Source organism: Enterococcus sp. DIV1316a (assembly GCF_050536915.1).
In the GTDB taxonomy this organism is placed as follows: domain Bacteria; phylum Bacillota; class Bacilli; order Lactobacillales; family Enterococcaceae; genus Enterococcus; species Enterococcus faecalis.
Genome location: NZ_CP172913.1, coordinates 2168987 through 2191671, shown reverse-complemented (window position 1 = coordinate 2191671; position 22685 = coordinate 2168987). Strand labels below are relative to the sequence as shown.

General features: G+C 37.6%; 20 protein-coding genes. 13 read left to right on the top strand and 7 right to left on the bottom strand.

The window, feature by feature from the left end; genetic code table 11:
• Nucleotides 1-89: 89 nt before the first annotated feature.
• The 3 genes from IGL56_RS10405 to IGL56_RS10395 all read left to right on the top strand — a co-directional run bounded on the left by IGL56_RS10405 (nt 90) and on the right by IGL56_RS10395 (nt 5073).
• Nucleotides 90-1589 carry an amino acid permease gene (locus IGL56_RS10405; RefSeq protein ID WP_002356430.1) on the top strand — a complete coding sequence of 500 codons (1500 nt, stop codon included), beginning with the start codon at nt 90-92 and terminating at the stop codon, nt 1587-1589.
• On the top strand, nt 1522-4644 hold the full coding sequence (ebgA, locus tag IGL56_RS10400; protein ID WP_029655788.1) for a beta-galactosidase subunit alpha: 3123 nt from the start codon (nt 1522-1524) through the stop codon (nt 4642-4644). The genes IGL56_RS10405 and ebgA overlap by 68 nt, the downstream gene beginning before the upstream one ends.
• A gap of 180 nt (nt 4645-4824) precedes the next feature.
• On the top strand, nt 4825-5073 hold the full coding sequence (locus IGL56_RS10395) for a GlsB/YeaQ/YmgE family stress response membrane protein (RefSeq protein WP_002356434.1): 249 nt from the start codon (nt 4825-4827) through the stop codon (nt 5071-5073).
• A gap of 421 nt (nt 5074-5494) precedes the next feature.
• On the opposite strand, the gene rlmD is transcribed toward IGL56_RS10395, so the two are convergent.
• Complete coding sequence (rlmD, locus tag IGL56_RS10390) at nt 5495-6865, bottom strand: 23S rRNA (uracil(1939)-C(5))-methyltransferase RlmD (protein WP_002356436.1); 1371 nt, start codon at nt 6863-6865, stop codon at nt 5495-5497.
• Nucleotides 6866-6996: 131 nt separating this feature from the next.
• Here rlmD and recX point away from each other — a divergent pair, with 131 nt between their 5' ends.
• The 4 genes from recX to IGL56_RS10370 all read left to right on the top strand — a co-directional run bounded on the left by recX (nt 6997) and on the right by IGL56_RS10370 (nt 10899).
• Nucleotides 6997-7797 carry a recombination regulator RecX gene (gene recX, locus IGL56_RS10385; RefSeq protein ID WP_002356439.1) on the top strand — a complete coding sequence of 267 codons (801 nt, stop codon included), beginning with the start codon at nt 6997-6999 and terminating at the stop codon, nt 7795-7797.
• Nucleotides 7787-8971, top strand: coding sequence for an A/G-specific adenine glycosylase (gene mutY, locus IGL56_RS10380; protein ID WP_002356442.1), 1185 nt, complete (start codon nt 7787-7789; stop codon nt 8969-8971). Before recX ends, mutY begins: the two co-directional genes overlap by 11 nt.
• A gap of 180 nt (nt 8972-9151) precedes the next feature.
• On the top strand, nt 9152-10276 hold the full coding sequence (locus tag IGL56_RS10375) for an LCP family protein (protein ID WP_002356443.1): 1125 nt from the start codon (nt 9152-9154) through the stop codon (nt 10274-10276).
• A gap of 137 nt (nt 10277-10413) precedes the next feature.
• Complete coding sequence (locus IGL56_RS10370) at nt 10414-10899, top strand: hypothetical protein (RefSeq protein WP_002356444.1); 486 nt, start codon at nt 10414-10416, stop codon at nt 10897-10899.
• A 44-nt stretch (nt 10900-10943) separates the two neighbouring features.
• Here the strand turns inward: IGL56_RS10370 and IGL56_RS10365 are convergent, their stop codons facing one another.
• The 4 genes from IGL56_RS10365 to IGL56_RS10350 all read right to left on the bottom strand — a co-directional run bounded on the left by IGL56_RS10365 (nt 10944) and on the right by IGL56_RS10350 (nt 14356).
• A complete protein-coding gene (locus IGL56_RS10365) occupies nt 10944-11468 on the bottom strand; it encodes a GNAT family N-acetyltransferase (RefSeq protein WP_002356445.1) in 525 nt (174 codons plus the stop codon).
• 16 nt (nt 11469-11484) lie between these two features.
• Complete coding sequence (locus IGL56_RS10360) at nt 11485-12324, bottom strand: NUDIX domain-containing protein (protein WP_002384084.1); 840 nt, start codon at nt 12322-12324, stop codon at nt 11485-11487.
• A gap of 144 nt (nt 12325-12468) precedes the next feature.
• Nucleotides 12469-13656: a toxic anion resistance protein gene (locus IGL56_RS10355; RefSeq protein WP_002356447.1), complete on the bottom strand. Its 1188-nt coding sequence runs from the start codon at nt 13654-13656 to the stop codon at nt 12469-12471.
• 19 nt (nt 13657-13675) lie between these two features.
• Nucleotides 13676-14356 carry a 5-bromo-4-chloroindolyl phosphate hydrolysis family protein gene (locus tag IGL56_RS10350; RefSeq protein ID WP_002356448.1) on the bottom strand — a complete coding sequence of 227 codons (681 nt, stop codon included), beginning with the start codon at nt 14354-14356 and terminating at the stop codon, nt 13676-13678.
• Nucleotides 14357-14758: 402 nt separating this feature from the next.
• Here IGL56_RS10350 and IGL56_RS10345 point away from each other — a divergent pair, with 402 nt between their 5' ends.
• From IGL56_RS10345 to IGL56_RS10335, 3 genes are read left to right on the top strand one after another with little or no spacing between them, the layout of a single operon-like run.
• Nucleotides 14759-15343 (top strand): NUDIX hydrolase, encoded by a 585-nt coding sequence (locus IGL56_RS10345; protein ID WP_002356449.1) that lies wholly within the window; start codon nt 14759-14761, stop codon nt 15341-15343.
• Nucleotides 15340-15636 carry a cell wall synthase accessory phosphoprotein MacP gene (gene macP / locus IGL56_RS10340; RefSeq protein ID WP_002356451.1) on the top strand — a complete coding sequence of 99 codons (297 nt, stop codon included), beginning with the start codon at nt 15340-15342 and terminating at the stop codon, nt 15634-15636. The genes IGL56_RS10345 and macP overlap by 4 nt, the downstream gene beginning before the upstream one ends.
• Nucleotides 15637-15651: 15 nt before the next feature.
• Nucleotides 15652-16347 carry a 5'-methylthioadenosine/adenosylhomocysteine nucleosidase gene (locus IGL56_RS10335; protein WP_002356454.1) on the top strand — a complete coding sequence of 232 codons (696 nt, stop codon included), beginning with the start codon at nt 15652-15654 and terminating at the stop codon, nt 16345-16347.
• 66 nt (nt 16348-16413) lie between these two features.
• Here the strand turns inward: IGL56_RS10335 and IGL56_RS10330 are convergent, their stop codons facing one another.
• Nucleotides 16414-16680, bottom strand: coding sequence for a GIY-YIG nuclease family protein (locus IGL56_RS10330; RefSeq protein ID WP_002356455.1), 267 nt, complete (start codon nt 16678-16680; stop codon nt 16414-16416).
• Nucleotides 16670-17404: a tRNA1(Val) (adenine(37)-N6)-methyltransferase gene (locus IGL56_RS10325; protein ID WP_002356457.1), complete on the bottom strand. Its 735-nt coding sequence runs from the start codon at nt 17402-17404 to the stop codon at nt 16670-16672. The genes IGL56_RS10330 and IGL56_RS10325 overlap by 11 nt, the downstream gene beginning before the upstream one ends.
• A 188-nt stretch (nt 17405-17592) precedes the next feature.
• Between IGL56_RS10325 and IGL56_RS10320 the strand changes: the two genes are divergently transcribed.
• The 3 genes from IGL56_RS10320 to IGL56_RS10310 are packed head-to-tail and all read left to right on the top strand — an operon-like array spanning nt 17593 to nt 22681.
• The gene (locus IGL56_RS10320; protein WP_002356461.1) at nt 17593-18219 is read left to right on the top strand and encodes a lysophospholipid acyltransferase family protein; all 627 of its coding nucleotides are present in this window, start codon (nt 17593-17595) and stop codon (nt 18217-18219) included.
• Nucleotides 18220-18270: 51 nt separating this feature from the next.
• Nucleotides 18271-19539 carry an exonuclease SbcCD subunit D gene (locus IGL56_RS10315; protein ID WP_430599761.1) on the top strand — a complete coding sequence of 423 codons (1269 nt, stop codon included), beginning with the start codon at nt 18271-18273 and terminating at the stop codon, nt 19537-19539.
• A 4-nt stretch (nt 19540-19543) separates the two neighbouring features.
• Nucleotides 19544-22681, top strand: coding sequence for an SbcC/MukB-like Walker B domain-containing protein (locus IGL56_RS10310; RefSeq protein WP_263306685.1), 3138 nt, complete (start codon nt 19544-19546; stop codon nt 22679-22681).
• Nucleotides 22682-22685: the final 4 nt, after the last annotated feature.

Sequence of the window (22685 nt, the reverse complement as noted above, 5' to 3'; positions counted from 1 at the left end):
AATAGGCAACATTTTTTATTTTTAAAAAACTGTAAGCGTTTTACAATGTGTGAGTACTAATTAATTTGATAAAGAGAGGATGTAGTAAAATGGCAACACATTCACGGGAACGATTAGGTTCTGTCGCATTGATGCTCATGACTTTTTCAGCGGTTTTTGCCTTTCCCAGCATTGTTAACAACAGTATTCAGATTGGCCTAGCAACTATTCCAGGCTATTTATTCGGCTCTATTTTTTACTTTTTACCATTTATTCTAATGATTGCAGAATTTGCTTCTGCTAATTCTGAAAATGAATCAGGTGTTCACAGTTGGTTGGAATCTGTGCTAGGACCTAAATGGGCATTTTTAGGCGCTTGGTCGTATTTCTTTGTCAACTTGTTTTTCTTCTGTTCATTGCTACCGAATACATTGATTTATGGTTCATACGCTTTTTTAGGTCAAAACGTTTTTCAAGGAAACCATAGTACTAAAATAATTGCAGTGATTTCTATCCTGTTATTTTGGTTAATGACATGGGTTTGTATTAAAGGGGTTTCGTGGATTTCGAAAGTGACTAGCTTAGCGGGTGGTGCTCGTTTATTTATGGGCGTAGCTTTTGTGGTTTTAGCCTTTGTCGTCGTGTTTGGTTTTGGCAATGAGCCAGCACAAGAGTTTACCACGACGTCAATTATGCCAACTTTTAATTGGACTTTTTTCATGACGATGGCGTGGATTTTACAAGCTGTTGGCGGTGGTGAAAGTATCGGTGTATATATTAAGGATGTTAAAGGCGGCAATAAAACGTTTGTCCGCACGATGATTGGTGCAACGATTGCGGTCGGTATCATGTATATTCTTGGTGCCGTTGCTGTAGGTTTGGTAGTGCCAACGGACGTCTTAAAAGGAAATTTTTCAAATGGTATTTTTGATATCTTTAAAATTTTAGGTACGTATTTCCATATTCCCGCAGCAATGATGGTGCGCTTAGTAGGAATTATCTTATTTGTCGGAAGTCTTGGTTCTTTGGCTCTGTGGACGGCAGCACCAGTTAAAGTATTTTTCTCAGAAATTCCTGATGGGGTCTTCGGTAAGTGGCTAGTGAAAACGAACGAAGAGGGAAATCCAACCAATGCTTTGTTAGTTCAAGGAATTATTGTGACGATTTTAGTTGCCATTCCAGCATTAGGAATTGGAAATATGGATAGCTTTTTAGAAACGTTAATTAATATGACAGCTTCTACGTCATTAGTGCCTGTCTTGTTCTTGTTAATCGCCTATATTGGGCTTCGTTGGAGAAAAGAAACAATGCCGAGAAGTTTCCGCTTTGGTAATCGAACCTTTGGCTTAATTGCGGGAATTTTCTTATTAGCCATTTTTATCTTTGTATTCTTTATGTCAACTGTGCCGGATCCAAAATTAATCATGGAAGAAATCAATGGCACGTTACCGAAAGGAACCGCTAGTCCACTGGGCATGTTGGCGTATAACATTATTGGGTTAATTGTCTTTATGGGCTTTGCTTGGATTTGTTGGAAACGATATGAAACAAAAGAAAAAAATGAAGTTGGTAAAGGAGAAATGGATTATGAAGACTTGGGAAAATTATAAAGTAGATAGTATCAATCGGTTGCCTGGACGAGCACATTTTTCGAGCTTTCCTTCGAAAGAAACAGCGTTATTAAATGAAAATAAATATACACAAGCATACAAAAATTTAAACGGATGCTGGCATTTTCTCTTTTTAGAAGCGCCAGAATACAGCCCAGAAAACTTTTTTGCGACGGACTTTGATACAAGCCAAATGGATCAAATCACTGTTCCTGGAAATTGGCAAGTCCAAGGATATGGCAAAATGCATTACTCTGATTTATGGTACAATTTTCCCATTAATCCGCCGTATGTACCAACGGAAAACCCAACAGGTATTTACAAACGGACATTTGCTATAGATGAAACATTTCACGATAAAAAAATCATTTTACGTTTTTGTGGCGTAGATTCAGCTTATCATGTTTGGGTGAACGGCCATGAAGTTGGCTACAGTAAAGGTGCACGAAATGAAGCAGAATTTGACATTACGTCTTACGCTAAAATTGGTGAAACAAATGATTTAACGGTGCGAGTCTATCAATGGTCAGATGGTACGTATTTAGAGGATCAAGATATGTGGTGGTTAAGTGGTATTTTTCGTGATGTTGAATTACTCGGTGTACCAGAAAATGGGCTGGAAGATTTCTTTATTATTTCCGATTTAGATGATTCGTATCAAAATGGCCACTTGGCAATTACGGGTAAATTTTGGCAAGACAAAGGACAACAAGTTCAATTGGAGTTGATGGATCAGCAGGGAAAAACGGTTCTTAAAGAGACTGTCGCAGGAAATCAAGGTACGGTTGAATTTTCAGCAAGTTTACCGTCTGTCACTGCTTGGTCAGCTGAAAAACCATACTTGTATCAACTATTTATCACTGTTTTTTCTGAAGGGGAAGTCGTCGAAGTTATTCCGCAAAAAGTTGGTTTCAGAAATATTCATGTATCTGGTGAGACTTTCTTAGTCAATGGTGTGGCCATTAAACTAAAAGGAATGAATCGTCATGATTATAATCCGAAAAATGGTCGAGTGGTTAGTCGTGAAGAAATTGAAAAAGATATTCGTTTAATGAAACAATTTAATATTAATGCCATTCGAACCAGTCATTATCCAGCATCTGCTTATTTTTATGATTTATGCGATGAATATGGAATGTATGTGATTGATGAAACTGATTTGGAATGTCACGGCTTTGAATTAACCGGAGAATATAATTGGATTAGCAACGATCCAGAATGGGAAACGGCTTATGTTTCTCGGATGGTACGGATGATTCAACGGGATAAAAACCATCCATCAATTCTCTTTTGGTCGTTAGGAAATGAATCTGCGTTTGGTCATAACTTTATTGAAATGGCCCGTATTGCAAAAGAAATGGATCCAACACGTTTGGTTCATTATGAAGGTGATTTTGAGGCAGAGGTCACGGATGTCTATTCTACAATGTATACGTGGTTGGAACACCCAACTAGAGAATTACTGATGAATACGATTATTGAAAATTCAAAAAAACCGCATATTTTATGTGAATATTGTCATGCGATGGGGAATGGCCCTGGGAATTTAAAAGAATACCAAGAGCTATTTTATGCTCATGATAAATTACAAGGTGGCTTTATTTGGGAATGGTTTGACCATGGCATTGAATCGGTAACAGATAACGGTGAAGTTTATTATCGTTATGGCGGCGATTTCGGCGATGATCCAAGTAACAAAGATTTTTGTATTGACGGGATGTTGATGCCTGACCGTACGCCATCTCCTAGCTTGTATGAATACAAAAAAGTCATTGAACCCATTACAACTAGCGCTATTGACGTTCTGTCAGGTGAATTCTCATTATTGAGTCGGTTTGACTTTGAAAACTTGGCTATCTTTAATCTGGTTTATACAATTACTGAAGATCAAACAGTGATTCAATCAGGGACAGTATCAGTGCCAGCAATTGCTGCTAGAGAAGAAGGAAGACTGCACTTACCTTATCATTTAGATTTTCCTAAAAAGGCAGGAGCCGCCTATTATTTAACTCTTTCATATCAATTGAAAGAAACGACCGCCTATGCATCTGCTGGTCATGAATTAGCTACCGCACAGTTTGAATTGCCAATTACAACACCAGGGATTGAGATCACACCAGTTGGCTTGCTAATGGCAAAGGAAATTGGCCCTCATTTATACATTGAAGGACCAAACTTTTCAATTAATTTTGATAAAGTGAAGGGTGCCTTAACGAATGTGACACGAGATGGTAAAAAATTATTGCATAAAGGGCCGAAATTTACATTTTGGCGGGCACCGATCAGTAATGATATGGAAATTATTGATGAAATGAAGAAGAAATATTTCTTACATTTAGAGCATGAAATTGTCCGTTCTTTTGAGTGGAAAAAAGTTGATGATTTTATCCAAGTCATCGTAAAAACAATTAACGGAACGACTAACAGTGCTTGGCATTATCAATGTACCTATCAGTATTTAATTGCACCAAATGGCGAAATTTTCTTCGACTTAAAAGGTAGTCCTGCTGGTAAAATTGAAAATGCGCCAGATATGTTACCACGTTTGGGTGTGACTCTCCATTTAGACAAGTCTCTATCAGAAGTAAAATATTTCGGTAAAGGGCCGAGAGAAAACTATGTAGATTCACAAGAAGCTGGTTTACTTGGCGTTTATGAGGCTACAGTGGCGGAAATGTTCACTAATTATGTTGTTCCACAAGCCAATGGTAACCACATGGCGACTAAATGGTCCGCATTCACGGATGATCGCGGCCAAGGGGTAGTAGCAACAGCGGCTGATTCATATAATTTTAGTGTTTCTTATTTTGAAGAACAAACGCTAGATGTTGCTAAGCATACCAATGAATTACAAGAAAGTGAGTATGTTGTTTTAAATATCGATTACAAACAAAACGCCCTAGGTAGCTACTCTTGTGGCCAGTGGCAATTAGAAAAATACCGGACTACGTTTGAAGAATTCCAATTGGCATTCCGCTTAACACCTTTTAATAATAAAGAGATTCAAGCAGCGGATGTCGCACATGAACGAGTAAAACGACCAACAATTTCTTAAATAAAAGCTCAGAACAGTGCACTTCTTTCTCCTGTTCTGAGCTTTTTTAATGAAATTATCAGAAATTATTGCTTTTTTTTCATGGAAACAAGCAAACTATTTTGTTATCTAATAAAAGTAGTCCATAATAGTAACATAGCGAATTATTCGCTAGATAAAGCATTTAGGAGGAATTATTTTATGCATACTTTATGGGTTTTAATCGTTGGTGCTGTTATCGGTGCTATCGCTGGCGCGCTTACAAGCAAAGGTCAATCAATGGGTTGGATTGCGAATATCGTTGCCGGTTTAGTTGGTTCATTTATCGGAGAAAAAATCTTAGGTAGCTGGGGTCCTCACGTAGCAGGTATGGCAATTGTGCCATCAATTATTGGGGCAGTAATTTTAGTTGCTGTGGTTTCATTCTTCTTCGGACGAAAAAATAGCTAATTAAGTAAATAATTGTTTAATTAGTTAAAGGAGGTCGGGACAGAACCGTTTAGCTCCGAGAACCAAGTAGGTACTGTTTAACATCTATTTGCTTTGCAAATAGTGTTTCTCAGCAATAAGAAGAAATTTCCGAAAATTATCATAAAACACAACGAGGAACGAGTTGATGTTGCATGATACCTACCCGGTGCTTTTTAATTTTTGGAGACCAAGTAGGTATTGTTCATCATCGAATCACTACGTTCTTCGTGATTCTCAACAATTTCGGCTTATTTCCGAAGGACCTTCAACTCTTAGAGCTTTAGCTCTTAGAAGTTGTTGAGATCGGAGCAACGCGTAGTGTTGGTTCTGTTCCCGCCGTTTATCAGTTTTTGAGCGTGGAGCAAAAATCCAAAGTGATTTTTGTCCCACGCTCCTTTTTTTATTTTCTCGTTAATTTTACGACAACTTCACAACGAGCGGTTTGTGGAAACATATCAACAGATTGTAAATAGTCTACTTGATATACTTTGGCTAATTGAACTAAATCACGTGCTAACGTGGATACATTACAAGAAATATACACCATTTTCTTAGGTGGTTGTTTCAAAAGGGCCGTTAATAATTTACGATCCAAACCAGTCCGTGGGGGATCAACTACAATGGCATCAGGTTTAAAGCCTTCTTTGAACCATTTAGGTAATAAGTCTTCAGCTGTTCCAACAGCATAATGTGTGTTCGTAACACCAAGTCGTTTTGCATTGAATCTAGCATCGTCAATTGCGGCGGGAATGGTATCCATACCACGAACTTGATGCGCTTGTTTCGCTAAACTTAAGCCAATGGTCCCGACGCCACAATAAGCATCAACAACAGTTTCGTTTGGTTGTAAATCTAAGGCCTTGATTCCTTCATTATATAAAACTTCCGTTTGTTCTGGATTCAATTGGAAAAATGCTCGCGGCGATAAATCAAAGACAACGTCGTTAATGTGTTCTTCAATGCTTTCTTTGCCCCATAAGTGAAGGGTATCATCACCCATTACTAGAGAGGTTTTTTTATTTTGGACATTTTGCATAATAGAAACAACTTCTGGTAATTGTTCATTAATTGCGCGAACCATTTTTTCTTTTTGTGGAAATTTCTGCGATTGTGTAATGAACACTACTTGGACTTCGCCAGTTTGGATGCCCACTCGAACCATTAATGTTCGAAAGATACCACTATTTTTACGTTCATCATAAATTGGCAATTGAAAGTTATTCAATAAATCAACTAATGTATTCATCACCTTGGTTGTCGCAGGCTGTTGGACCAAACAGTTATCAATCGGTACTAATTGATGTGAATCAGCTTGATAGAGACCAGCTTCTACTTGACCATCGATTTGGCGTAATTGGAATTGGGCTTTATTTCGATAATTCCAAGGATTCTCCATCCCAATTGTTTTTCGTAGTTCATAGTTTTGATAATTGGCTGGTTTAAATTTGTTAAGCGCCTGCTTTAATAAATCTTTTTTAAAGTCTAATTGTGCTTTGTAGGCTAAATGTTGTAGTTGGCAGCCGCCACATGTTTCATAGACAGGACAAGGAGGGACCACGCGATCTTTAGCAGCTTTTTTGACAGATTGAAGGGTTCCTTCAGCAAATTTGGGTGTAACATTTGTGATCGTGGCAGTCACTTCTTCTTTCGGTAGCGCCCCAGGAACGAAAATAATTAATTTTTTATAATAGCCGATACCTTCGCCATTAATTCCTAATCGTTTAATTTTTAAAGAAATTTGTTGGCCTTTTTTTACTAGTTGTTGGGTCATATTCTTTCATCCTTTAGTCATCTCACATTTTTCACTTCCTCCCATTTTAGCACATTTTTATTTATTTGGCTTCCAAGGATTCTATGGTATAGTAGAATATATGTTCTGATTTAGAGGGGCAGGAGAATAAGATGACAACAATCACACGAATTAGTAAAGATAAAGGTGAATTTTACCTACTTTGGCTATCTTCAGGCGAAAAACTGCGTGTCTCGGAAGATATTTTAGTACGGCAGCGTCTGCTAAAAGGTCAAGAGTTATCAGATACTTTAATAGAAGAAATAAAAAAAGCCAGTTCTTATGATGTCGGGTTACAAATGGCGATGAATTACTTAAGCTATCAATTACGTTCAAAGAAAGAGATTTTTACTTATTTAAAAGAGAAAGAAATTGTACCTGAAGATCGAGTAAAAATCGTTCAACGCTTAGAAGAGCTGCGGTTGTTGGATGATGCAATTTTTAGTGAAAGTTACGTACGGACAGCTATGCGAACCAGTGATAAAGGACCACGAAATGTGGCACAACAATTAAAGCAAAAAGGCATTAGTGAAGAAGATATTCAGCATGGTTTGACCTTTTATACGTTAGATGAACAACTTAATGTTGCCACAGCAACTGCAGAAAAAGCCATGAAACGCTATCGAACTAAAAGTTTTAAAGATGCACTTCAGAAAACGCGTCTGCATCTGATGCAAAAGGGCTTTACAAATGAAATCATTGATCTAGCTTTGGAATCTTTAGCTTTTGAAAAGGACGAAGAACAAGAACAACAAGCGTTAAACAAGGAAGGCGAACGTTTATGGCGTGCTAATCAGCGATTTGATTTTTCTAAAAAAGTCCAAAAAGTCAAACAAAGCTTATTCCAAAAAGGGTTTGACTATGATTTGATTCAGCAATTTATTAGCGAAAAGGAAGTAGAACATGACGAATAAAGAGCCTTGGGAGGCGTGGAGTCCCGCAAAAGTTAGTTCATTCCAGGAAGATTTTTTAGCTTGGTATGAACGAGAAAAACGCAATTTACCTTGGCGAGCGAATACAGATGCATATCGTATTTGGATTTCTGAAATTATGCTACAACAAACTCGCGTAGATACAGTCATTGATTATTTTTATCGATTTATGGAATGGTTTCCGACGATTCAAGATTTAGCGGAAGCGCCAGATGATAAGTTGTTGAAAGCTTGGGAAGGGTTAGGTTACTATTCACGAGCGCGTAATTTAAAAGTGGCAGCGCAACAGATTGTTTCAGAATTTGGTGGGAAAATGCCTGACACAATCGAAGATATTCGGAGTTTAAAAGGAATCGGCCCCTATACGGCTGGTGCGATTGGCAGTATTGCCTTTAATCTCCCCGAACCAGCAATTGACGGTAACGTCATGCGGGTAGTGAGCCGTTTATTTGAAATTGATGCAGATATTGCAAAAGCGAGTAGTCGTAAAGTATTTGAAGCGGCGATGCTTAAAATCATCGATCGTGAGCGTCCAGGGGATTTTAATCAAGCTTTAATGGATCTAGGCTCAGCCGTCTGCACCCCAACTTCCCCTAAGTGTGAAAGTTGTCCGCTTCAGCAATATTGTGCGGCCTATCAGGCAGATAAAATGACCGCTTATCCAGTCAAATCAAAAAAAGTTAAGCCGAAAGATGTGTATTATGTCGGCACTATTATTGAAAATAAAAAGCAAGAATTTTTATTAGAACAACGACCTGAAACCGGTTTGTTAGCTAATATGTGGCTGTTTCCGATTGAAGAAATTAGCAAAAAACAATTTCAACAATTGCAAAAACTGGCGCAACCAGTAGAAACGGAAAAACAATTAACTTTAGAGTTAGAGCCTGTAACAGAGCCTTTGGTCGCTGAAGAACCTGTCAACTTTTTTACGGACTATGAAACAGTTGTCTGGCAAAAACGTGCCTTAGGCGAAGTCGTTCATATTTTCAGTCATTTAAAATGGCATATCTTAGTCTTTTATGGCCGAAATACAGGCGAATTAGCCACACTAGAGTCGCAGCGATGGGTGGCAGCACAACAATTTTCAGACTATGTTTTTCCAAAACCACAGCAAAAAATGGTGGAATTGTTCAAAAAAGAACACGAAAAAAAATAACAAAAAAGAGAGGCTTTTTAACAAACAAGCCCCTCTTTTTTGTTTCCTCTAGGTTATACCCCTATATAAATTCTGCTATGTTTAGTTTTGAAAGGGACTGGTAAGATAGACTTGTCTCTTGTCTGCTTAGAGGAGTAGTAATGATGGTGGAGACTTTTTAAGAGAGAGGAAGTACAGCCAATGAGTAGGAAGCGAAAAATCAGCTTAATTAGTTTAGTCATCATTTTGGTTTTTGTCACAGTCGGCTCAGCATACTTTGCTGTAGCGGGTAGCTATTTAAAGAAAACAATTGATAAAGGCTATGTTCCCATAAAAAATGATTATAATGAAGCGCAAAATAAAGATAGTCAATCGTTTTTGATTATGGGGCTAGACAATACAATTGAACGGAAATTAGGCACAACTAGGACTGATGCTATGATGGTGATTACCGTGAATAACAAGACGAAGAAAATAACCTATTTAAGTTTGCCACGGGATAGTTTTGTGCAAATTGATGCGAAAAATTACCAAGGGATGCAGCGAATTGAAGCCGCCTATACCTACGATGGACCAACAGCTTCTGTTAACACAGTTGAGAAATTATTGAATATTCCAATCAATCATTACGTTGTGTTTAACTTTTTATCTTTTATTAAGTTAATTGATGCAGTTGGCGGCATAGATGTCAATGTCAAGCAGGCGTTTGATGGTGTCACCAAAGACGGGCCAGGATCCATTCATTTTGATGCAGGGAAACAGCATTTAGATGGTACGAAAGCTTTATCTTATGCCCGTGAAAGACATAGCGATAACGATATTATGCGTGGATTCCGACAACAAGAAATTATTCAAGCAGTTGAAGACAAGTTGAAATCTGGTCAATCAATCATGAAAATAATGGACATTATTGATTCGTTAAATGGAAACATTCAAACTGATGTGGATTCCAATGAATTGACTCATTTAGTCAAAGAAGGTTTGACTTGGACCAATTATGATAAACAACAGCTTTCTTTTGACTGGCGCACTTTTAGTAATGAAGGGCGCAGTATGGTTGAACTATATCCAGATAGTATTGAAAATGTCCGTCATCAATTACGTGTGTCTTTAAATTTAGAAAAGCCAGATGAACGAGATCAAGACGGCTATGTCTTCCATACGAACGGTGAATTTTTATATCAAAGTGATTATACCGTTCAAGATGAAGCAGCTGAGGAAAACGAAATGACTTCCATCAACGGCAATACGTATATTGGTGTTCCTGGCAATACACAGACCGGCCCGTTGCCATCAGTTAAAACGGAAAATGGCTTTATAAAATAATTTATTTTCCAAGTGTAGAAAATCCGAACATAACAGATTAAGTAATCCGCTTACTTATTATTCTTCTAAGGAAAAAACGAAGGATTTTAGCAAGGAAACAGCGTATCATTTGATATAAACCCAACATTCCCTTTATAATGAAAGTAACAAGCAAATTTTTGTTACTTAGAAGGGGAAGGGAGCAAGGAGTTATGTTTAGTTATACAGATACCATTTTGTCAATTATGCAAAGAATTGAAGTATACAACGAAATTTTCAAAGCCATCTCTAAAGAAGTTCAAGAATACGGTTGTAATCAGGCTGCACATCGGAGAGGCCGTGACACTTATATGTTTTGCCGAAATAATGTGAATCGTTTTTTTACAGAAGAAATGATGTTTCGTAAAAATTTAGAGCCGTATTATGATAAAGAAGCAACGAAAATCTTGCTAGAAGGATTAGATACGTATAAAGAAGGAGTATTTTTCTGGTTAGAGGCATTAAGTGAATCTTGCCAAGTGACAGATGAATTGAAATATCAATTAGGAATCCGCCAAAAAGAATCCTCTTATTTATTAATTAATCAAGCTTGTAAAGAAGCCTGTGAGGGCATTCAAAGCGCTCATAGTGTTCATAAGATGTAAAAAGTTAGGGATAGCTGTCAATCTGGCAGTTATCCCTAACTTTTTTATTTCAATATCATCTGATAAGCATAACGTTCGCCATCGTTAACATCTAAAATCACGTCACCTTGATAAACAAAGCCAGCTTTTTTAATCAGGTGCTGCATAGCGAGATTTTGTGGATGTGTATCGATTCGAATATCAGTAGCACCTTGCAAACGAGCGGCTGTAACCAGTGAGCGCAAAAGCACCAAAGCCAGTCCTTGACCTTGAAAGGAACTTTTTAAAGCAACACGATGAATTGCTGTATACGTAGTTTGAGAATGAGGTTGCCAAGAACCATTAAAAATCGCTTCATAAGCAGGATCAATCTCCGAACATAAAACACCAACGCCTGCCAAGGTATCCTCAACCATTAAAATATAGCAAGTTTGCTGGTCGATATCTTTTGCTAAAATTTCTTGATTCGGGCCATCACCGTTTTGCCATTGGGGAATGCCACTTTTTTGTAAGGTTCGGCGTCCATCTTCAATGATAGCAAGGATGTCAGGCAAATCAGAAGGTTCTGCTTTTCTTAAGTAAACAGTCAAAAAATATTCCCTCCTCTTAGAAACCTGTTGTTGTTTTCAATTGGTAAATTTTTGAAGGGCGGCCAATGCCAACGGGACGTTCACCTAACTCTTCAAAATATTGTGTCATGGCTTTTTTAAAATTTGAATGGTCAATGCTACGATAATCAACGCCGAGGAACTTCGCAAAAACTTTACGGGCTTCCGTAATGGTGAAATCTTTTCCTAAGACTTGAAGCACTTGCGGTTCATGTTCCATTTTATCAACAACACGATTAAACGCCTTAATTATAATTTCACTATGGTCGAAGGCTAATGTATCTTTACCAAGAGAGGCCGCTGTTTTCAAGTCTAAAGTAATTTCCACATCTTCATGAGATAACGTGATATGTTGACCATGCCGTTCAAGATTGAACCAGTGGACTTCTTTGGCATCGTCGCCAGCAATTAAAGGTTCTTCACCAATAAAAGCTAAATAGCTGACTGTCACGACCCAGCCACGAGGATCACGATCTGGGCGACTAAAGCTGTGTAATTGTTCAATATTTTCTTGAGAAATCACCACACCAGTTTCCTCTTTTGTTTCTCTTAAAACACTATCTTCAGTAGATTCGTTACGATTAACAAAACCGCCAGGAAGCGCCCATGAGTTTCTAAAGGGGTGACCTTTACGTTGAATCAGTAAGACTTTCAATTGATCGGCTTCCTTGTTGTAACAAAGAAGAACCATATCAACGGTTAAAGAGGGTTTTTCATATTCAGGTAATTCTTGTTGATGATACCAAGTTAAAAACTCTGCTAAGCTAGCTTGGCGTTCATAATAATTTTTTTCTTCGGCTTTAGAAGCAAATTGTGGCACAATTGCTCCTCCTTTCAAAAAGAAACATGGTTTTCTTTTATTGTATCATTAAGTGGCTGAAATACAATATTCAAGCGTAAAAAGAAAAGCAAGCCTGGGACAAAAATCACTTTTGATTTTTGTCCCAGGCTTGTACTATAAGAAGTTTGTTCTAAACGTTGTTTATTGTGTTAATTCTAATAATTTATTTTTCAAATCTTCTTCCATATGGCCAAGTTCGATTTCGGCAGCTTGGCGTTTTTCTTTTCCTTCTTGTTGAATACGTAATGTTTCTTGGATAGTTTCAATTAAATCATTTTGTGTTTTTTGTAATGTTTCAATATCGACTAGGCCACGTTCGTTTTCTTTTGCTGTTTCAATTGCAGAAATTTTTAGCATTTCTGAATTTTTCTTCAGTAAGTCATTGGTGGTTTCAGAGACTTGACGTTGAGCAGTCACAGCATCTTTTTGACGGAGTAAGGTCAAGGCGATGACTACTTGGTTTTTCCATAACGGAATCGCTGTATTCACCGATGATTGAATTTTCTCAGCCAAAGCTTGGTTAGTATTTTGGATTAAACGAATTTGTGGGGCTTGTTGAATCGTAATTTGACGAGCCAAGCGTAAATCATGGGTTCTTTTTTCTAAACGGTCTAGGAATTGGTTATAATCATTAACAATTTGGACATCCATTTGATCCCCAGATTCTTCCGCTTTTTTCATGGCTTCAGGAATAATTTGCGTCCGTAGTTCTTCTGCTTTTAATTCCCCAGCGGCAATATAGATGTTTAAGGCATCAAAATAATCTTTATTTTTTTGATACAATTGATCTAACATGGCATTATCTTTTAAAAGACCATCTTTTTCATGGGTTAATTTGACAGCAATTTTGTCAATTTGCGCACCAATTTTTTGATATTTGGCGGTAATTTCGTAAACGGATTGTTTGACTTTACCTAACATTTTTTGAATAAAGTTGCCTTCGCCAGCACGTAATTCATTGGGATTGGCTTCATTTAAACGAAACATTAGATCGGTCAGTGAATCACCAACAGGACCAATGTCTTGTGCTTGAACGTGGTTTAACATCGCTTGCGAAAATTCGCCAAGTTTGATTTGGGCATTTGAACCATAGGTAATTACTGCTTGTGAATCTTGAACGTCAATTTTTGAAGCTAACTCTTTTGCTTGGGCTTGACGTTCTTGTGGTAATTTATCAATTAAACGAGGAGCTGCTTGCTGTTCTTTTAACTCAGATAGTTCATTTTGTTGCGTTGGTGTTAGTTCATCCATTGATGAAAATGGATTACTTAATAAATCGTCCAATGTATTGGTTACAGATGTTGTTTCTTTGGGTTGTTGCTCAGTCATTTTTTTTCCTCCCTAATGATTATTGCTGGTCTTCGTTTACTTGAGGTGATTCCTCAGTTGCAGCTTTTTGCGACAAGCTGCTTTTAGCGATCGACATTTCGACATCTAAATCGTCTAAGTCATCGGAAACGATTTCCTCATAATCATTTTTAACTAATTTTGACAATTGGTCAATGATTTGTGCGCTTTCTTCTAATTTTTCATACGTTTGTTTGTTTTTTACTTCATGTTGTTCGATTTCTAAATGTTTACTTGTTAAGTCAACGATATTTGGTAAATGTGTGTAGAGAAAGTGATTGGCTAAGTGTAACTTTTTAGGTTCTTTCACTAACTCTTTAAACAGAGCTTTAGAAACCTTCGTTGTATCATTACGTAAGTCAATCGCCCGTAATTTAGTTGAACGATTCATGTTTTCTTGTAATTGTATGATTTGTTTTTTGGCTGTGCTCATTGTACTTCTGAAAAAATCAATTTCTTGTGGAGATAACCCCAACTCACGATAATGGGCTTCTTTATCTTTCGTTAAGTAAGGCATTTGATCGCTCTTGTCGGCGGCATTTTTCTTTTTTCGATAGAGAACGAATACTAAAAAGCCTACCAGAATCACAAAAGCGAAGAAGCCATATTCTCTAGCGACAGCAATGATTAAGGCTCCTAAAAGAATATAGCCAATCAGTAATTTTGTATTTAATTTGTTCATTTATATAGTTCCTCCTATCTATCTAATCCTCGAAAGAGTCAGCTCTCGTTACAATAGTTATTTTAGCATACTCTGTGAGAGAAAAGACATACAGCGGAAGATGTATTTTATGATTTAGTGAAATCCTAAGAAAAAAAGTATAAAACGCAAAAAAAGACCCGTCCTAATTGGGGGTAGGACGGGAAAGGAGTTAAAAATGAAAAAGTGTTTTGTTAGGGTTGTTTGTTGGTATGCTTAAATAATACAAGGAAGTTGTGAATTTTTTATGTCTATTTTTTTTCGAAAATGTAATTTTTTTCTAAAGCAATAAATTTTTTTCTTTGAAAAGGGTTTAACTAGAGAAGAAGGGGTGCGATTTTTATCATTTTAGGGTATGATAAACAAGAAAGGTTGGTGAAAGATATGTTAAATTATGAGGACTTCGAAGAAAAAACACTTCAACGTCGAGAAATTTTTAAAGGAAAGATTATTGATGTTTTTTTGGATGACGTGGCTTTACCGACAGGCGGCACAGCTAAACGCGAATTGGTTTTTCATTCAGGCGCAGTAGCTATGATTCCGTTAACCGCAGAAGGAAAAATAGTCTTAGTTAAACAATTTAGAAAACCCTTGGAACAAGTGATTTTAGAAATTCCAGCGGGAAAAATTGATCCTGGAGAAGAAAATCAACTGGAAACGACGGCTATGCGGGAATTGGAAGAAGAAACTGGGTATCGTGCAGGTCAGCTTACCTACATAAATTCAATGTATCTGTCACCAGGATTTGCTAATGAAAAATTGGCTCTCTATTTGGCAACGGATTTGCAGAAAGTCGAAAATCCGCGTCCTCAAGATGAAGATGAAATCTTGGAACTTTACGAGCTAACAATAGCTGAAGCCAAAGCAGAGGTGGCAAAAGGCACGATTTGTGATGCCAAAACACTTTTTGCTATACAATACTGGGAATTGTATTTACTGCAGAGACAGTTTAAGGAGGACACGCAATGAGCAAAGGTCCGTTAGTCACTCGGACAGAGCTTCGCAAACGCAGAGAAGCAGAAGAAAAAGAAGCGGAACGTCGTCAGCAAGAAGAGCAGAAGCTGGCGGAAAAAGCGTATAAGCGAAAAGAAAAAGAAATTTCGACGTTTTATCGTAAAGAAAAGAAAAAACAAAAACCGATCAACAAGTCACGAGTAGGAGAATACTCGAAGCGTCGAGAACGGAGTACTTGGTTAAACAAGGCAATTATTATTGTAGCGATTTTATTAGCCGTTGTGGCATATATCGTTTTGAATTTATAGAAAAGAGGAATCACTATGAAAATTGGAATTATTGGAGCAATGGATCAAGAGGTCAAAATTCTAAAAGAAAAATTGACAGACACGATGTCATGGGAACGAGCAGGCGCTTTATTTGTTTCTGGTTCGTTAGGAAGACATGAGGTGATTGTGGTTCGTTCAGGAATTGGTAAAGTGGCCTCAGCTGTGACCACGACTTTATTGATTCATCAATATGGCGTAAATATGGTGATTAATACCGGTTCTGCTGGTGGTATCGGTGAAGGACTAAAAGTCGGCGATTTAGTCATTGCAGACAAATTAGCTTACTTTGATGTTGATGTCACTGGTTTTGGTTATGCCTATGGACAATTGCCTGGTGGTGTACCTTTGTATTTTGAAACAAGTGAATACTTGCGGATGGAAATTGCGAAAGCTGCTGAAAAAACTGGTTTAGCTATTCGTAAAGGATTGATTGTTACTGGAGATACTTTTGTGGATAGCGCTGAGAAAATCGCCAAAATTAAGAAAGAGTTTCCTGAAGCCTTAGCTTGCGAAATGGAAGGCGCAGCAATTGGCCAAGCGGCTTCACAGTTCAATATTCCATTCTTAGTTGTACGGGCAATGAGTGATACAGCAGATGGCGAAGCAACTCAAAGCTTTGACGAATTCATCGATGAAGCTGGGAAAAAATCAGCCGAAATGGTTATTCATTTTGTCGAGAACTTAGTTTAAAAAGAGAAAGAAACAGCCATCATTTCATCAATGAAATGATGGCTGTTTCTTTTTGCTTGTTGTCATTTAATGAAAGGTTTTTAAATACTGCTCTTTTTGTTTGCGCGTTAATTTTTTAAAGGCGGCTTCGGCTTTAGTGGCTGCGCTACGTGTTTCAAATTTCTCTGTATGAATCATTTTGACTGGCCGTCGTTTGGCTAACCGTGTATATTTTGCACCAGTTCCGCTATTATGTTCGGTTAATCGACGTTCTGGCTCAGTTGTATAGCCACCGTAAAAGGAACCATCTTGGCAAAGTAAAACATAAAAATAATGGGATTTCTTATTCTCCATACAGCATAGCCTTCATTTCTGCTTCGTATTCGTTCTTCTCATTGTATGTAAAAAGAGGTGGTAACACACGAAAACCGTCTTTTTTGCCTTGCTTAATGCCTTCAATTAGTAAAACATTGGCTTCTTTGCCTGGCTTCGGATAAACAAACCGAGCTTTTTTCGGCGCAATATTGGCGTTTTCCATGGCATGTAAAATATCCAGGAAACGATCAGGACGATGAACCATTGCGAGGCGACCATTTGTTTTTAATAAATCCGCCGACACAGTGACCACTTCTTGAAGAGACGTGTGAATTTCATGACGGGCAATCGCTAAATGCGGGTTTGGATTTTTTTGGCTAGTTGGTCGTTCTTTAAAGTATGGGGGATTACATAGTACTAAATCAACAGAATCTTTTTTGATGACCTCTGTCGCTTGTTTTAAATCACGTTCATACATCGTTACTTGTTTTTCCAATTTATTTAATAGAATACTTCGTTGACCCATATCTGCCAAACGAGGTTGTAATTCGATTTGGTCGATCTTTGCAGCTGTTTTCCGACTAACGAAGAGGCCGACCGCGCCATTGCCAGCACACAAATCGACAATCTTGCCTTTTTTTGGTAGTTGCGGAAAATTAGCCAATAAGACTGCATCAATGGAAAAAGAAAAGACTTCTTTGCTTTGAATAATTTGAATATCATCCGCATATAATTGATCAATCCGTTCGCCGGATAATAACATAGATTAAGAACCTCCAACTTTTCATCTGATTGTTCATGTATTATACTACTTTTAAACCCGTATGACAAAATCTGTTCCCTAGATTAATAGGGACATGTTATTTCTCTGATTGATAGAAGTAAAAAAAGCTTGTCAAAAGGTAGAGCTTTCGGCATACTAGAAAGCGGAGAGAAGAAAGGAAGAAAATTATGTTTTTTACATTTATGCGTGGCGTGGTTCGCGTCATTTTATTTGTGATTAATGGAAATGCACATTATGAAAATAAAGAAAAATTACCAAAAGACCAAAACTATGTCTTAGTTGCGCCGCATCGAACATGGTGGGAACCGCTGTATTTAGCTGTTGCTGGCAGTCCTAAGAAGTTTAGCTTTATGGCAAAAAAAGAGTTGTTTAAAAATCCTGTTTTACGTTTCATTTTAAAACATGCGAATGCGTTTCCGGTGGATCGTGAGAAGCCCGGTCCCAGCGCGATTAAAACACCTGTCAAAATTTTAAAAAATTCTGATTTGAGTTTGATTATGTTCCCCAGTGGCACGCGTCATTCCTCAGAATTAAAAGGTGGGGTAGCCTTGATTGCTAAAATGGGGCGAGTACCTATCGTGCCATCTGTTTATCAAGGTCCGTTAACTTTAAAAGAGTTGTTTAAACGGAAAAAAGTAACGGTTCGTTTTGGGGAGCCAATCGATATTAGCGATATTAAAAAAATGGATAAAGACGGTTTAGCTGAAGTGGAACGTCGGATGCAAGAAGCATTTGATCAGTTAGATAAAGAAATTGATCCAACTTTTAAATATGAATCAACAGAAAAAGAATAAAACAAACCGCTACAAAATAGGAATGTTACTGGCAGGTAGTCTCATCAAAAGATGATGCTCCCTGTCTTTTTTCTTGTGTTAAGAAAAAAGTTTGTTAAAAATCTAATTCTTCTGTCCGATTTTCTTAAAAAATACCAGAAATTTGTTATAATAATAAGAAGGACTTTTTTAGGCGGTGAAAAAATGAAATTTTTACATACAGCAGATTGGCATATTGGCAAAAAATTACATGGTTTTGATTTATTGGCAGAACAAAGGGAAGCCTTTAAACAAATCTTAGCAATTGCGAAAGAAGAGCAAGTGGATGCTGTTGTGATCGCTGGAGATTTGTATGATCGCTCTGTTCCAGCGGTTGAAGCAGTCGAGATTTTTAATGAAATGATGATTCAAATGAATCTCAAAGAGCATTTCCCCGTGTTAGCTATTTCGGGAAACCATGATAGCAGCACTCGTTTAGAAACAGGAGGCCCTTGGTTTAACCAAACGCAATTTCATTTGAATACGCGTTTAGAACAAGCCTTTCAACCAATTGAAATCGACAATACCCAATTTTATTTGTTGCCTTATTTTGAACCGATTGCGGCTCGCTTATATTTTGAAGATGAAACGATTCGAACGATTCAGGCGGCGATGGAAAAAGTTGTCGCGAAAATGCAAGAATCTTTTCTCTCCAATAAAAAACAGGTGTTAGTTAGTCATTTTTTTGTCGCTGGCAGTGAAAAAACTGATTCTGAAACAAAATTAACAGTGGGTGGTTTGGATGTTGTTCCGACGGCTTTGTTAGAGCCTTTTGATTACGTCGCGTTGGGCCACTTACATGGAAAAAATGCGTTGCAGGCACCTAATGCTCGATACAGTGGCTCGCCTGTAAAATTTTCTTTATCAGAAATGACACAAGAAAAGGGTGTTTGGCTTGTTGAAACAGAAGCTGAAGTTCATTTTCAATTCCGTGCTTTGAAACCATTGCGAGACATTCAACAATTGACGGGCTCGTTTCAGCAGTTAACGGATCCCGCTTTTTATCAAGAAGTGAATCGGGAAAATTATTTACATGTCCAATTAACTGACCGAGCGATCATTCCCAACATGATGAATCAATTGCGAAAAATTTATCCCAAAATTATTGGGCTGGAACGTTTGAATGGTCGAGAAACAAGCAACGGAAATCAGAAAAAAGTGGTACAAATAGAACAACGTTCACCAGAAGAACATCTGCATGACTTTTTTAACGATGTGACAGGAGAGGCCTTGACAGAACAACAAGCACAATGGGTCCAAGAAGAACTGAGTACACTTAATCAATTAGAAAGAGGGAAGTAACAGGATGAAACCATTATCTTTAACATTGAAAAACTTCGGACCGTATATTAATGAAACCATTGATTTTACGAAGTTTGAAGATTCTTCACTTTTTCTAATTAGTGGAAAAACAGGGTCTGGGAAAACAACGATTTTTGATGGAATGAGCTATGCTTTGTTTGGTGAAAGTTCTGGGAAATTACGTTTAGGCAAAGAAATGCGTTCCACATTTGCTGACCCCTCAGAAGCCACTGAAGTTACTTTGCTTTTTAAACATAACGAGTATCTCTATGAACTGAACCGCCTTCCCGAACAAGAACTTTTTAAAAAACGTGGCACAGGAGTCCGTAAACAAAGTGCCAAAATTTCTTTAATTGTCAAAGATGCTCAAGGGAAAGAACTACGAGCCTATTCTAAAAGACGCGAAGTGGACGAACTCATTCAAGAATTATTGCATTTGAATGCCAATCAATTTGCTCAAATTGTATTGTTACCACAAGGAGAGTTTCGGACTTTTTTAATTGCTAAAAGTGATGAAAAAGAAAAGGTTTTGCGTAATTTATTCGGAACAGAATTGTATCAGTTGTTCAGCGAAAATTTAAAAGAACGCTTAAAAATTGCCAATCAAGAGATTCAAGAAACCCAGCAAAAAATTGAACTGAAAACAGAACAGTTGCATTGGTCAGAAGAACCTGAACCGACAATGACACTTTTTGAAAAACTTCAATTATTAGAAAGCCAACAACAAGAGGCTCAGCAACAACTATTAGTTGAAAGAGAACAAATTGCAACCTTAAAACAAGCCAAACAAGCAAAAGAGCAAGTTCGTTATGCTATTGAAGAACGACAAAACTTGCAACAGCAAAAAGAAGAATTACTGGAAAAGAAAGCAAAACAAGCTGAACAGGAAACCGTCATTGAGCGGTTAAAGGAACAGATTCAGCAATTAAAATGGAGCCAAAAACAGCAATCTTTAGCTGAAAAAGTCTTTGAAAAACGAAGCGAAAAACAACAAAAAGAGCAAGAAACAAAGTCCAAACAACAAGCTCTTATGGAAACGCAACAAGCATTGACAGATTGGCAAGCAATCATGAGTGAGTTGGAAGAACAACAACCATTGATTGCTGAAAAACAAGAACGTCTTCAAACGATTCAACGTCAATTACCACAATACCAAGAATATGAACAGTTAGCTCAACGAAAAATAGCAGAACAAGCCAATTATCAAGCCATTCAAAAAGAGTATGAATCTTGCCAACAGGAAAAAACAACATTGGCGGATAAAGTGGCGACAGCCAAACAATTTATTGAACAAGAAGGAACACTTGAAAAAGCAAATTTTGAATGTTCTAGTGTAGCAGATCATTGGCAAAATTTTGTAGAACGTTGGCAAAAAAATCAAAAAGCTTGGCAAAAAATTAGTCAAAACCAAGGGGAATTGCACGAGTTGACACAACGGTTTGCTGTTGAACAGCAACAAAAAAGCGTCGAAGAAGCGAAGTTTCAGACAAAGAAAAGTCAATGGGCCTCTTTACAAATCCAACGATTAAGCTTGTTACTTGAAGAGGGGGAACCTTGCCCAGTTTGTGGCTCTTTAGAACATCCAAAACAACAAACTCATCAAGAAGTTTCCTTAGAAGAGATTGATCAAGCGGAACGGGAATTAACGGAAGTTGAAAAAACGGTTCAACGATTTACTGAAACGCTCTCTGCATTAGGGGCGGAAAAGCAACAGAAAGAAAGCCAATTACAAGAACAGGAAGCTGCGTATACTGAGGAACAAGAACAATTAGCAGCGCAGTTTGCTGACTTGCAGTTGCCGTTAACAGGACTAACTTTTTCACAAGTAACACCTGCAGAAATTGCGGAAGTTGAGTCGCAATTAGCTAAAGAAAAACAACAAATAGCACAAAAACTAACGGAAATTTCAGTCGAAAAGGACCGTCTGGCGGAACTAGAAGAACAAGTAGCTGAAAATTCTCAACGCTTTGAAGTGCTCCGACAACAAGTAGAAACAATGCAACAAAGTCTGGAAAGAATCACTATCCAGCAGCAAATGATTGCTAGCCAATTATTGGATGCAACCGTCACATACGAAGAAATGACCAAACAACAAGCTTTGCTTCAAGAAGAACTCTCTGCATTTGAACGTCAAAAAGAAAACGTGACGACACAAGGAGAAACCTTGAAGAAAGAAGAAATGATCCTTGAAAGTACGTTGACTCATTTGGAGAAAGAACAACAAACACTTCAACAAACAGTCGCACAACTTGAGAGTCAGTTAAACGCAGTTTTAACGGAACAAGGAGTGACAGAGGACCAATTGACGGAGTGGTTGAAAGAGGTACCGACACTAGAAAGTCAGCAAGAACAAATTGCTTTATTTGAACAAGAGCAAACCCAACTGACTATCCAACTCGCTGAAATTGAGAAAAAATTATCTAGTGATACGTTCCCAGAATTATCTTTAATCATCACAGAAATTGAACAAATAACACAACAAATTGAAGAACAAGAAAAAAAATACTATCAACTGCATGAAAAAATGCAAAATAACCAACAGTTGGTTCAAGAAATTAATGCGCAAAGAACAACAATTGAAGACAAGTTTGAGGAAGTTGCTGCACTACAGCAGTTGGCAGATACGGTGAATGGCAATAATCCTAAAAAAATTAGTTTTGAACGGTATATGTTACAAACGTATTTAGAAAGAGTGCTGACAGTCGCTAATCAGCGTTTAGACCGCCTGACCAATAGTCGTTATCAATTTGAATTGAATCACGAAGCAGGCAGTTATCGGAATCAAACGGGGCTAGAAATCAATATTTATGATGACAATTCGGGGACGGTGCGCAGTGCTCACACGTTATCAGGCGGGGAAAGTTTTATAGCAGCGTTAGCTTTGGCACTTTCTTTAGCAGAAGTGATTCAAGAACAAGCAGGCGGAGTCTTAATTGATGCGTTGTTTATTGATGAAGGTTTTGGTTCCTTAGATGAAGAAGCATTGGAAATGGCAATGGAGGCGTTAGAAACGATTGAAAATGAAGGCCGCATGATTGGGATTATTAGTCATATTGGCGAATTAAAAGCACGAATTCCACAACAATTACAAATAAAAAGCAATGGGAATGGTCAAAGTACCGTTCACTATCAGCTAGCTTAGTAGA